The 13,637-nt window shown below is 32.2% G+C and carries 11 protein-coding genes; 6 read left to right on the top strand and 5 right to left on the bottom strand.

The genetic code is table 11. From position 1 onward, the window contains the following. Positions 1–19: 19 nt before the first annotated feature. Positions 20–1,312, bottom strand: a complete 1,293-nt coding sequence (gene tyrS, locus SHI72_RS21620) for a tyrosine--tRNA ligase (RefSeq protein ID WP_323491373.1) — start codon at positions 1,310–1,312, stop codon at positions 20–22. Positions 1,313–1,543: 231 nt separating this feature from the next. Between tyrS and SHI72_RS21615 the strand changes: the two genes are divergently transcribed. Continuing rightward, entirely contained in the window at positions 1,544–2,797 is a 1,254-nt protein-coding gene (locus SHI72_RS21615) for an outer membrane beta-barrel protein (protein ID WP_323491372.1), read from the top strand. A 134-nt stretch (positions 2,798–2,931) separates the two neighbouring features. Further along, the gene (locus tag SHI72_RS21610) at positions 2,932–3,933 is read left to right on the top strand and encodes an NAD-dependent epimerase/dehydratase family protein (protein ID WP_323491371.1); all 1,002 of its coding nucleotides are present in this window, start codon (positions 2,932–2,934) and stop codon (positions 3,931–3,933) included. Positions 3,934–3,937: 4 nt separating this feature from the next. Here SHI72_RS21610 and SHI72_RS21605 read toward each other — a convergent pair whose 3' ends face one another. Genes SHI72_RS21605 through SHI72_RS21595 form a run of 3 tightly spaced genes read right to left on the bottom strand, consistent with a single transcriptional unit; the run spans position 3,938 to position 6,497 of the window. Further along, positions 3,938–4,414 carry a DUF4296 domain-containing protein gene (locus SHI72_RS21605; RefSeq protein ID WP_052249994.1) on the bottom strand — a complete coding sequence of 159 codons (477 nt, stop codon included), beginning with the start codon at positions 4,412–4,414 and terminating at the stop codon, positions 3,938–3,940. 3 nt (positions 4,415–4,417) lie between these two features. Further along, positions 4,418–5,758, bottom strand: coding sequence for a dihydroorotase (locus SHI72_RS21600; RefSeq protein ID WP_039117888.1), 1,341 nt, complete (start codon positions 5,756–5,758; stop codon positions 4,418–4,420). A 13-nt stretch (positions 5,759–5,771) separates the two neighbouring features. Then, positions 5,772–6,497 carry a polyprenol monophosphomannose synthase gene (locus tag SHI72_RS21595; protein ID WP_039115882.1) on the bottom strand — a complete coding sequence of 242 codons (726 nt, stop codon included), beginning with the start codon at positions 6,495–6,497 and terminating at the stop codon, positions 5,772–5,774. A 105-nt stretch (positions 6,498–6,602) separates the two neighbouring features. Here SHI72_RS21595 and SHI72_RS21590 point away from each other — a divergent pair, with 105 nt between their 5' ends. The 3 genes from SHI72_RS21590 (at position 6,603) to SHI72_RS21580 (ending at position 8,767) form a co-directional block, all read left to right on the top strand. Then, complete coding sequence (locus tag SHI72_RS21590; protein WP_039115880.1) at positions 6,603–7,271, top strand: DUF4271 domain-containing protein; 669 nt, start codon at positions 6,603–6,605, stop codon at positions 7,269–7,271. Between the two features lie 15 nt (positions 7,272–7,286). Then, entirely contained in the window at positions 7,287–8,036 is a 750-nt protein-coding gene (locus SHI72_RS21585) for a uroporphyrinogen-III synthase (protein ID WP_039115878.1), read from the top strand. Positions 8,037–8,296: 260 nt separating this feature from the next. Beyond that, entirely contained in the window at positions 8,297–8,767 is a 471-nt protein-coding gene (locus SHI72_RS21580) for an Lrp/AsnC family transcriptional regulator (protein WP_035617352.1), read from the top strand. Between the two features lie 34 nt (positions 8,768–8,801). On the opposite strand, the gene SHI72_RS21575 is transcribed toward SHI72_RS21580, so the two are convergent. Continuing rightward, positions 8,802–11,168: an efflux RND transporter permease subunit gene (locus tag SHI72_RS21575; RefSeq protein WP_323491369.1), complete on the bottom strand. Its 2,367-nt coding sequence runs from the start codon at positions 11,166–11,168 to the stop codon at positions 8,802–8,804. Between the two features lie 198 nt (positions 11,169–11,366). Between SHI72_RS21575 and SHI72_RS21570 the strand changes: the two genes are divergently transcribed. Next, a complete protein-coding gene (locus SHI72_RS21570; protein ID WP_039115874.1) occupies positions 11,367–13,637 on the top strand; it encodes a cation:proton antiporter in 2,271 nt (756 codons plus the stop codon).

The following is a 13,637-nucleotide window of genomic DNA, read 5'->3' as shown; positions in this document are numbered from 1 at the left end:
CAATTAAACGATTCACCAATTATACTACTCTAATCACAAAATAATTTTTCTTTCCGCTTTGTAATAAAACAAACTGATTGTTTATTAAATCTTTATTAGAAAGAACAAATTCCTCTGTTATTTTTTCTCTGTTAACCGAAATAGAATTAGCTGTAAGAGCACGTCTAGCTTCACCATTCGACTTAAAGAATCCTGTTTTCTCATTCAGAACATTTATGATCTCCAATCCGTTTTCAAGGTCGGCTTTAGCAATTTCTGCTTGAGGCACACCGTCAAAAACATCTAAGAAAGTCGCTTCATCTAATTGTTTTAAATCATCTGAAGTAGAATTTCCGAATAAGATCCCCGAAGCTTTAATTGCATTTTCTAAATCTGCAGCAGAATGTACCATTACAGTAATTTCTTCAGCCAATCTTTTTTGCAAAATACGCAAATGTGGTGTCTCTCTATGTTCTATTGTCAAAGATTCAATTTCTTCTTTTGATAAGAAAGTGAAAATTTTAATATATTTTTCAGCATCAACATCCGAAGTATTTAACCAATATTGGTAAAACTTGTACGGAGATGTTCTTGCTGCATCCAGCCAAATATTTCCACCTTCTGATTTTCCGAATTTTGTTCCGTCAGCTTTTGTAATTAATGGACAAGTTAAAGCATAAGCTTTTCCGCTTTCCATTCTTCTTACCAATTCCGTTCCCGTGGTGATATTACCCCATTGGTCACTTCCTCCCATTTGTAGGGTACATTGTTTGTTTTTATACAAATGCAAAAAGTCATATCCTTGAACTAACTGATAAGTAAACTCTGTAAACGACATTCCTTCGGCAGCTTCTGAAGACAATCTTTTCTTTACAGAATCTTTTGCCATCATATAATTTACCGTAATATGTTTACCTACATCACGAATAAAATCCAGGAATGAGAATTCTTTCATCCAATCGTAGTTGTTCACCAATTCAGCAGCATTAGCCGCATCTGAAGTAAAGTCTAAAAATCGAGACAATTGCCCTTTTATAGCTTCCTGATTATGACGTAACGTTGTTTCGTCAAGTAGATTTCTTTCATTCGATTTTCCCGATGGATCACCAATCATACCTGTTGCCCCACCAACTAACGCCAATGGTTTGTGTCCTGATAACTGAAAATGCTTCAATAACATCACTCCAACCAAGTGCCCTATATGCAATGAATCCGCAGTTGGATCAATTCCCACATATGCCACTCTCATTTGTTCCATCAAATGTTCTTCAGTACCTGGCATAACGTCGTGAAGCATTCCTCTCCAAGTTACTTCTTCAATAAAATTTTTCATTTCTTTTAAAATAATTTTTACAAATATAATTAATTCTGTTAGGAGTAAATACTATAAAACACTCCTGTTACAAAAGATTTTCATTTCTGTCCTGCAAAATATTAACCATTAAATTCAAACTATAAAGACTATCTTCATCTGTACCCAGCTAAACAATTCATGCTTTAACCTTTAATATGCAATAAAAGCAATATATAATGGCTACATTCGCAAAAAAACTAATAAATTACCATGAAAAAACCATTACTGATTACTATTTTATTTTTATTCTTTTTTACTTTTTCTTATGCGCAAATATCTTTTGAAAAAGGATATTATATTTTAAACGATGGAAGTCGCATAGAATGTTTCATAAGAAACATAGACTGGAAAAACAATCCAACAGATTTTAAATACAAAACACAACTTAGTGACAACGACTTTAAAACCGAAACCATTGCAAACGTTCAAGAGTTCGGGATCGACAATGAAACCACATTTAAAAAATTTAAAATTAAAATAGATCGCACAAGCGACGAACCAAATAAGTTATTAGCTGACAGAAATCCTGTTTTTAAAGAAGAAGTGATTTTTTTAAAAGTTCTTGTAAAAGGCGATGCCACTTTATATAGTTACACCGATCAAAACCTTAATAGATATTTTTACGAAACAAAAACGATTCCTGTGGAGCAACTTGTTTATACAAAATATTATCAGATTGATTCTAACGGCTCCCCAACAATACTAGCCGAAAATAATGAATACAAACAACAACTATTTCAAAATGTAAAGGCCGAAAACACAACCGAAAAAGAAATTATAAAACTTAATTACAATAAATCAGATCTTACTAAGTATTTCATAAAATACAATAACATCAAACCTAATTTAGCTAAAGAAGAAAGAAAAGTAAACAAAGGAATTTTTCTAGTTAAAATAACACCTAGCGCAAGCATTGCATCATTATCTACTGAAAACGATTACTTTCTTCGCGATAACGTACAACTAGATAATAAAATTAACTTCAAGTTTGGTGTCGAGGCAGAGTACATCCTTCCATACAATAAAAACAAATGGAGTATTTTTATAAATCCTGCTTATCAAACATACCAAGATGATAAAACATATAATGTTCCTAGTGGATTTATAATAAGCCCGGAAACCCCTAACAATGCAAAAGTAAAATACACTTCTATACAAATCCCTATCGGAATAAGACATTATATGTTTTTAAATCAAACCTCTAAAATTTTTATAAACGTAGCTTATGCATTTGATGCGGGAAGCAAAACAAACATCACTTACACGGATGTAACAAATAAAACTACAAGAGAATATGAAAGTGGTTCTGGAAGTAATTTTGCTTTCGGCCTTGGTTATAACTTTAAAAATAAATTTAGCTTCGAAGCAAGATTAAATACCAAAAAAGAATTAATGCGCGATTATCTAACTTATTCTGCAAAATATAGCTCAATAGATTTTGTTTTAGGATACACAATTTTCTAATAAACAAAACATTTGATCCTATAAACAAATAAGGCATATTGAAAAGATACTTTTTAATATGCCTTATTTATTATCTGTACCCTGAATCATACGAAATTTGTATGTAGATAAATCGAAAGTATTATCTTTACAAAATGGTTTTAGTAACAGGAGGAACAGGTTTAGTTGGCGCACATTTATTACTTCATTTAATTGAAAATGGAGACAACGTTCGGGCAATTTACCGAAACGCAAATAAAATAGAAAGAACAAAATCAGTTTTTGATTTATATAAAAAATCTCATTTATTCGAATCAATACAATGGACAGAAGCTGATATCCTCGATGTTCCCTCATTAGAAATTGCTTTTGCAGATATTGAGTATGTATATCATTGTGCAGCCTTAATCTCTTTTGACCCAAAGGACGAAGACTTAGTACGAAAAACCAATATCGAAGGCACTGCAAACATTGTAAATTTTTGTATCGCAAAGCAAATAAAAAAATTATGTTTTGTAAGTTCAATAGCCGCTCTTGGAGACCTTGCAGCGCATGAAACTATCATAACCGAAGAAACAGAATGGAATCCTGAAAAACCACATAGTGATTATGCAATATCTAAATATGGCGCCGAAATGGAAGTTTGGCGTAGTTGGCAAGAAGGCCTTGATGTTGTTATTATAAATCCTGGGGTAATTATGGGTCCTATCCCAAAATCTAAAAGTGATGAACAAGGAAGCGCAGAACTTTATACAAAAGTAGCCAATGGGCTTTCATTCTATACGCTGGGAAGTACCGGATTTGTTGCTGTAGATGATGTTGTTAGAATCGCCGTAACATTAATGAAAAGCGAGATAAAAAATGAGCGATTTACTTTAATTGCAGATAATGTCGTTTTTCGAGATATTCTAAATACTATTGCTGATGCATTAAAAGTAAAAAGACCTACAATTCATGCAAGTCCTTTACTTATGAAAATTATATGGAGAATCGATTGGTTTCTATCTACATTTTTCCTGAAGAAAAGACAGATTACAAAAGCGACTGCAAAATCGTCTTATACAAAAGATTTATATTCGAATGAAAAAATAAAAACCACTTTAAAAACTGACTTCATAAATATCCATCAATATATTAAAGAGGTTTCTACTTTATAAAAAGTTAATTACTCTGTTTCATCTCTATTTTAGGCGAAACCGGCTTTACTTTTATCAATTCTTCTTTAGGTTTTTTAATAGTGTCTTTTTTAACAGCTTTGCCATTTTTTTCAAGCGACTTCTTTTTCTTTTCTTCAATTTTGATTAAAGAATCTACCTTCTTTTTATTTTTTTCTATACGCGCACTAATCTCATCAAACATGTCTTTGTAATCATTATAATTTGCAGCGTAATACATATTACTCTTTACAAATTGCAAACTATCCACTTTATATTTTTTTAATATAAATCTGGTAGGATTAGTATCGCTAGAATCAAGAGACATTGGATTCTGGTATTTTATTGCTTCTAATAATGATAAGTCATACATAATATCTATCATCTTATCTCTTTCAACAAGTCGTTCTGGTTTTGGAACCAGTTCTTTCTTGCATCCTACAGCAAACATTAGTACCGAAATAATTATGACTATTTTTTTCATATCTTATCTATCAAATAATAATCTTTTTCCAGCGTGAACGTTTTTCACTTTAAATGCATTGTAAACCAATTGACCATTTACAAAAGTGTGAGTAATTCTTGATTTAAATGTATATCCCTCAAATGGAGACCATTTACATTTTGCCAAAATATTATCTGTATTTACACTCCAAGGTAAACCAGGATTTACAATTACCAAATCGGCATAATAACCTTCTCTAATAAAACCTCTTTTTTCAATCTTAAAAATTTTAGCAGGATTGTGACACATTTTTTCAATGATTTTCTCAACGCTAATTTTTCCTTGATGATGCGCTTCAAACATAGCTACAACGGCATGCTGAACCAAAGGACCTCCAGAAGGAGCTTTTAAATAGGATTGTTTCTTTTCTTCTTTAGTATGTGGCGCATGATCTGTAGCAATTACATCTATTCGTCCATCTAGTAATGCCTCCCAAAGAGCTTTTCGGTCATCGGCAGTTTTTACAGCAGGATTCCATTTTATAAAGTTACCCTTAGTTTTATAATCTTCATCTGTAAACCATAAATGATGCACACAAACTTCGGCAGTAATTTTCTTTTCTTCCAAAGGGATTTTGTTTGTAAACAATTCCATTTCTTTAGCAGTCGAAAGGTGAAAAATATGCAAACGAGCTCCTGTTTTCTTCGCCAAAGCGATAGCCTTAGATGAAGAAATATAACACGCTTCGGCACTACGAATTAAATGATGTACCGTCACAGGAACATCTTCACCATACTCTGCCTTATATTTTTCTAAATTATTCTGAATTGTTGTTTCATCCTCACAGTGTACAGCAATAAGCATTGGTGTACTAGAGAATATTTTTTCGAGAGTAGCTTCATTATCTACCAACATATTTCCGGTTGAAGAACCTAGAAATATCTTAATTCCTGCTACATTTTTTGGATTTGTTTTTAAAACCTCCTCCAAGTTATCATTTGTAGCTCCCATCATAAACGAATAATTCGCATACGATTTCTTTGAAGCTATTTGGTATTTTTCTTCTAATATTTCCTGAGTTACAGCATTAGGAACAGTATTAGGCTGCTCGATAAACGAAGTAATTCCTCCAGCAACAGCTGCTTTAGACTCAGATTCGATATCTCCTTTATGTGTTAAACCCGGCTCTCTAAAATGTACTTGATCATCTATCGCTCCCGGCATTAAGTAACTTCCTTCGGCATCAATAACGACACAATTAGAAGACTTTAGACTTATACTATCTGAGATCTCTACAATTATATCATTTTCGATTAGCAAATCGCCTTCAAAAATTGACCCTTCGTTTACAATTTTAGCATTTTTTATTAAAATCCTATTCATCCTTAATATTGGTTTATAATGAATTGACTAATTTTTTTAGTCGAAGTGAGATAACTCCAAAAATTGCCTCTTTTATAATAGCATTACTCATTTTAGAAACTCCTTTTGTTCTATCAGTAAAAATAATAGGAACCTCGGTAATTTCAAATTTCTTGCAATACGTTCTATATTTCATTTCAATCTGAAAAGCATAACCAACAAATTTTATTCTGTTAAGATTAATAGCCTCCAAGACTTCTCTTTTATAACATACAAATCCAGCTGTGGCATCATGTATTTTCATACCTGTTATGAATTTTACATACACCGAAGCAAAATATGACATCAATACACGGCTTAATGGCCAGTTTACAACATTTACCCCTGTTACATATCTTGATCCAATAGCCAAATCTGCTCCACCAAAATGGCAAGCATCAAAAAGTTTTTCGAGATCATTTGGGTTATGCGAAAAATCGGCATCCATTTCGAATATATAATTATACTTTCGATCCAGAGCCCATTTAAAACCATGAACATAAGCAGTTCCTAAGCCTGCTTTTTTGGCTCTGTTTTCTAAAAACAATTTCCCTTCAAACTCCTCTTGAAGCATGACAACTTTATCTGCAGTACGATCTGGAGAGTTATCATCGACAATAAGAAGGTGAAAAGATTTATGTTGAGAAAGCACAGCTCTTATAATGCTTTCAATGTTTTCAATTTCGTTGTAAGTGGGAATTATGACAATACAATCATTCATTTTTCTGAGTAATTTCAACGCAAAAGTAAACTTTTTATAGCATTTCATTCATAATAAAGTTATAATAAAAGTATTGATATAAAAAATTACTAATTTTGCATCGCTATGATTGAACAACTTCATCCAAGAATTACTGAAAACAAAGACTGGGCAACACTTTTGTTTGTGTTATGCTTTGCGGTTATTGCTATAACAAAGTCTATCTATGAGAGCCGTTTTGGAGACTTTACAAAATTGATTTTCTCTGATAAATATGCAAAAATATATAGAGATAGCAGCCACATAAAAAGCGGTTTTACAATTGCCTTATTTTTTTTACAAATTATTTCTTTTGCATTCTTTATACAACTTACCTTAAGTAGTTTTGGACATGCATCAAAAACTGATTGGACTCTTTATATCCAAATTGTAACCTTGCTGGGATTTTTTATTTTATCAAAGTATTTAATAGAAAAGATTGTTGCTACTTCTTTTAATATTGAAGAATTTATCGAGCACTTTAACTTACAAAAAGTAACTTATAGAGCTTATATCGGTATTTTAATCCTTCCAGTTAATGCAATTTTGTTCTATTATGACGATATTTCAAAAAATGTACCGCTAACAATACTAGCTATTTCACTATGTATTAGCCTGTTCTCTTATTTTATTTCAATTAAAAACTATCAAAACGTAATATTGAGTAAGTTATTTTATTTTATTTTATATCTTTGCACTCTTGAAATAGCCCCTTATTATTTTATGTATTATTGGTTTACCAAAGGGAGTGCTTAGAAAATATTACAACTTATGAAAGTGAAAACAATTTTGGTGTCACAGCCTGAACCTAAAGTGGAAAACTCCCCTTATTTTGAGCTCCAACAGAAACACAAAATAAAAATTGATTTCAGACCTTTCATTCACGTGGAAGGAGTTAACGCTAAAGAGATTCGACTTCAAAAAATCGATCTTAATCATTACACTGCAATCATTTTAACAAGCAGAAACGCTGTTGATCATTTTTTTAGAGTAGCAGAAGAAATGCGTTATAAAGTTCCTGAAGGATTAAAATATTTTTGTCAATCGGAAGCCGTTGCTTTTTACCTACAAAAATACGTAGTGTACAGAAAACGTAAAATTTATGTTGGTGCTAAAGATTTTGCAGATTTATCTCCATTAATCAAAAAGTACAAAGACGAAAAATTCTTACTACCTGCTTCTGATCAATTAAATGCTGATGCTCCTATTACTTTAAACAACTTAAAAGTTGATTGGACTCAAGCAATTTTTTACAAAACAGTAATGAGTGATTTATCTGACTTAGCAGATGTTTATTATGACATTTTAGCTTTTTTCAGCCCAACAGGAATAAAATCATTGTTTAAAAACTTTCCTGATTTCAAACAAAACGAAACTAGGATAGCTGTTTTTGGAAGCACAACTCAAAAAGAGGCTTTAGATTATGGTTTAAGAATAGATATTCTTGCTCCAACTCCTGAAACTCCATCAATGACAATGGCATTAGAAAAATATATTGCTGAAGCAAATAAAGGAAAATAATCCTTTTATCTAAATAAATAAAAAGCTGCGAATTTCGCGGCTTTTTTTTATGCTCAAATCCCAACTTCAAGTAATACAAAACCTTACATCACTTATAGATTTGAAATTTTTGTTTTATCTCAACTTCCACCCCAATTCATCTTTGTCAAAGTTTTAAACTTTGACAAAGATTTCGATTTCAGAACTTAATTAAAGTTTTATCATTAAATTTGGTTTCTATCTTTAACCAAACTACTCAAATTAGTTTCAAATCACAACACATGAAAATCAACTCACTCGTTATAGAAATAGATGGTATCGATAAAGAAATTTTACGACACTTAATGGAGGATGCGCGAAAACCAATATTACAGATTGCTAATAAAATCGGAATTTCGGGTGCAGCAATTCACCAGCGATTACGCAAACTAGAGCAATCGGGCGTAATATCGGGTTCAAAATTTACCGTTAACAATAAAGTTCTAGGATATAATACAATGGCGTTTGTAGGCGTATATCTTGATAAAGCTGCACGAAATCCAGAAGCAGTAAGGGAATTAAAAAAAATACCCGAAGTTCTCGAATGTCACTACACAACAGGAAACTGGTCGATATTAATTAAAATAATATGTCGTGACAACGAACATTTAATGCAGCTATTAAACACCAAAATTCAGGCGATTGAAGGTGTTTCCAGAACAGAAACCTTCATCTCATTAGACCAACAAATCGACAGACAAATTCAGTTATAACTTCCTGAAATATATTTACAAAAAAAAGGAGAGATTAAATCTCTCCTTCTATATTATCTTCTTTTTTTGCTTTCTTCTTTTCAAATGTCAAGACCAATGCTGGCAAGACTAATAAATTTGCAAACATTGCAAATAGCAACGTACAAGATATTAATCCTCCTAAAGCAATTGTTCCGCTAAAACTAGACAATGTAAAAGTTGCGAACCCAAAAATCAACACAATCGAAGTGTAAAACGTACTAATTCCCGTTTCTCTTAATGCACTAAATACTGATTTTTTAATCTTACCATTACTTTGCAATAAATCATGTCGGTATTTTGCCATAAACTGTATCGCATTATCTACCGAAATACCAAAAGCAATACTAAATACTAATATTGTAGATGGCTTAAGTGGAATACCAAAATACCCCATTAATCCTGATGTTATACAAAGTGGTAAAATATTAGTAATTACCGATGCCATTACCATTTTTCCTGATCTAAACAAATAAGTCATAAGCGCTGCAATTACTAAAATTGCAAAGATCAAAGACTCTATAAGATTATCTACTAAATACGAAGTTCCTTTCTGGAACACTAAAGCTTTCCCTGTTAAGGTAACCTCGTAACGGTCTTTTGGAAAAATCTCTTCTATTCTCTTTTTCAGTTTCCCTTCTACTCGAGCCATTTCCTGAGTTCCAATATCTTTCATAAAAGTTGTGATTCGAGCGTATTGCCCAGTTGAATCAACATAACTTTTCATCAAGTTATCTTTACTGTTTTTAGTAGCATTTTTAGCATACGACAAGATAAATGTTTGCTCTTGCGAAGTTGGCAACTCATAGTACTCTGGATTACCATTATAAAATGCCTGTTTAGAATATTTAACTAAATTTACTATCGAAACCGGTTTTGATAATTCTGGAATCGTAGCAATTGTCTCTTGCAACTCATCCATTTTTTTCATGGTAGATAATTTCATAACACCTTTTTTATGCTTGGTGTTAATCATAATCTCCAATGGCATTACACCATTAAACTCTTTTTCATAAAAAAGAATATCCTTAAAAAACGAAGCACTCTTTGGCATTTCACCAATTAAACTACCCGAAACTTTAATTTGAGAAACTCCTATTACACTAAAAAGAAGCGCTAAACCGTAAATTGTATAAATTACTTTTCGTTTGTTTTTCACAACATTCTCTACCCAATCCAATAAAGACGAAATGTAGTTTTTACTTAAATGGTACAAATGCTTTTCTTTTGGCAAAGGCATAAAACTATACACAATTGGCACTATTACAAGCGTAAGCAAGTAAACCGATATAACATTAATAGAAGTTACTAACCCGAACTCAAAAAGCAAGTCGTTACCCGTAATCATAAACGTTGCAAAACCTACAGCAGTCGTTAAATTCGTCATTAAAGTCGAAACCCCAATTTTAGAAATAATACGCTGTAAAGCTTTTGCCTGATTGTTATGAATCTTTATTTCCTGCTGGTATTTATTAATCAGGAAAATACAATTTGTAATCCCGATTACAATAATCAATGGCGGAATTACAGCTGTTAAGATGGTGATTTTATAATGAAACAATCCTAATGTCCCGAACGACCACATTACCCCAATTAACAAAATACAAATTGATATAAATGTAGCTCTAAAAGAACGGAAAAACAAAAAGAAAATCAATGAAGTAATAAGTAATGCTGCACCGATGAAAAGTCCAATTTCGCCTTTCATATTCTCCGCATTAATTGTTCGGATATATGGCATTCCCGAAACGCGAAGATCTATTCCTGTAGTTTTTTCAAACTTCTCGATTCTAGGAACTAATTCTTCTAGAATAAATGTTTTTCGAGCTGCAGTGTTTACAATTTTCTTATTCAGATAAACTGCCGAACGAATACTTCCTGATTGCTTATTAAATAATAAACCTTCGTAGAAAGGCAAATTATTAAACAAGTCAAATTTTATTTTTTTAAGGTATTCCGGATTTACCGTTTGGTGCTGATCTATAAAAGGAACAAGTACAAATTTCTCCGCAACCGTATCTTTCTCCAGCTTCTTTAAATCATTTAGCGAAACAACTAAATCTACCGCTTTAGAATCCTTTAATCCTGTCATTAACTCATTCCAGGCAGCATAATTTTTTGGTGTAAAAAAAGTTTCGTCTTTAAAACCGATAACAATAAGATTCCCTTCTTCCCCAAATTTATTTAAGAAGTCTTGATATTGTTGGTTTACAATGTGTTTTTTAGGAAGTAAATTAGCTTCCGTATAAGTCATTCCAAGATTCCTCCATTGCAAGCCAAGAAAAATAGTTATGGCTGCAATAATCCCTAATATTAGGATTCTATTTTTAAGTATAATTCTGGCAATAGATTCCCAGAAACCTACATTTGATTTCTTTTTCATAAAAGTATTAAAAATGGTTGCAAATGTAGTGAAAAACACAGGAAAGGATAAAATTTGATTACACTTTTATACTGTTTTTTCTATAAATTATAGTCATTTTTTTACAATAAGTTAATTGAAATTGATACGATTTCTTAGCTACCTTTTCTCATATTTGTATTATTTTTGAGAAAATAATTACATTATTTAAAATATAGGATGAAGAACTACAAAAACGCATTGTTTTATATAGGGGTAACCGGAGGTTTTACAGCTTTAATTTACTGGATCATTACTAAAGGTAAATACTTAGAGGCAAATAAAACAATAGAAGTTGTAGGTACAGGAAAAGGTTCTTGGCAAGATTTTATTTCTTCGATGCAATCTAATTTTCAAGACCCACTAGCCATATTATTAGCCCAAATTATAACAATTATTTTTGTCGCCCGTTTTTTTGGGTGGATTTTCAAACGTATTGGGCAACCATCTGTAATAGGCGAAATTATTGCCGGTATTGCTCTTGGACCATCCTTATTAGGCTTGTATTTTCCTGAATTTGCAATGGCCTTATTTCCTGTCGAATCCTTAGGAAACTTAAAATTTTTAAGTCAGATTGGTTTAATACTTTTCATGTTTGTCATTGGAATGGAACTCGACTTAAACGCATTAAAAAACAAGGCAAATGAAGCCGTTGTAATAAGTCATGCCAGTATCGTAATTCCTTTTGCATTAGGTATTGGGCTCGCTTATTTTGTTTACAACCAATTTGCTCCCGAAGGTGTAAAATTCCTATCCTTTAGTTTATTTATGGGAATAGCCATGAGTATTACTGCTTTTCCTGTTTTAGCAAGAATCGTTCAGGAACGAGGTATTCATAAAACCAAATTAGGCACAATCGTTATCACTTGTGCTGCTGCCGATGATATTACTGCCTGGTGTTTACTTGCTGTAGTAATTGCTATTGTAAAAGCTGGAAGTTTTGTTAGCTCGATATACATCATTTCCCTAGCTGTTATTTATGTTTTGGCAATGTTATATATTGTAAAACCATTCTTAAAAAGAATAGGGGATTTATACGGAGCAAAATCGAATATAGACAAACCTGTCGTGGCAATTTTTGTACTTACTCTTATTGTATCTTCATACGCAACCGAAGTTATTGGTATTCATGCCCTTTTTGGTGCATTTATGACTGGAGCAATCATGCCTGATGTTCCTAAATTCCGAACCATGTTTATCGAGAAAGTCGAAGATGTATCCGTAATTTTATTACTACCTCTTTTCTTCGTTTTTACTGGTTTAAAAACCGAAATCGGGCTTATAAACGATCCTTATTTATGGACTGTAACCGGAATGATTATATTAGTTGCAGTTGTTGGGAAATTTTTTGGGAGCGCACTTGCAGCTAAATTCGTAGGACAAAGCTGGAAAGACAGCTTAACCATTGGAGCCCTAATGAACACAAGGGGATTAATGGAATTGGTCGTGTTAAATATAGGATTAGAGCTCAAAGTACTAACTCCCGAAGTATTTACAATGATGGTTATCATGGCATTGGTAACTACTTTTATGACTGGACCCGCACTGGATTTAATCGATTTTGTGTTTAAAACCAAAGAAACCCCAGTTCTCGAAGAACCATCAATTAGCAATAAATACCGAATCTTAATTTCGTTTGGAAATAACGAAAGAGGAAAATCTCTTTTGCGATTGGCACATAGCATGGTCAAGAAACAGCAGGATAACTCCCAAGTTACAGCAATGCACTTATCTTTAAGCGACGAGATGCATGCTTTTAATATCGAAGATAAAGAGAAAGATAGTTTTATCCCACTTGTCGAAGAATCAAAAATTCTTAAACAAGAAATCACCACTATTTTTAAAGCAACTATAGACATTGAAAGTGACATTGCCGACATTGCCAATCAAGGCAATTATGACCTGTTACTGGTTGGTCTAGGACAATCTATTTTTGAAGGAACATTGTTAGGGAAAGTAATTGGTTTTACAACCCGAATCATTAACCCAGATAGACTTATAGATAAATTTATTGGGAAAGAAGGATTGTTTCAGAATTCTCCTTTTGACGAAAGAACCCGATTGATTGTTTCGAAAACTAAAATGCCTTTAGGAATCTTAATCGACAAAGAATTACAAAATGTAAATCAAGTATTTATACCAATCTTTAGTGTCGAAGATACGTTCTTGATAGACTATGCTCAGAAGCTAATTTTCAATAACAATTCACACATCATGATTCTGGATGTAAACGGAAACATAGAGTCTAATTTTGTAATTAAGAGTGCTATTAGTACCTTAGAGCAAAAATTCCCTAAGAACATATCTATGATGAGCGACCGCATCATCAAAAAGGAATTTCTAGATAAACAAGATCTAATGATTATTAGTCTTGAAAGCTGGAAAGCATTAGTCGACTCCAGAAGCACTTGGTTAAGTAACGTGCCTTCTGTATTAATTATTAAACCCTAA

The sequence above is a fragment of the Flavobacterium sp. PL02 genome, from assembly GCF_035013205.1.
Classification (GTDB): Bacteria; Bacteroidota; Bacteroidia; order Flavobacteriales; family Flavobacteriaceae; genus Flavobacterium.
This window is presented reverse-complemented; position numbering and strand designations above follow the sequence as displayed.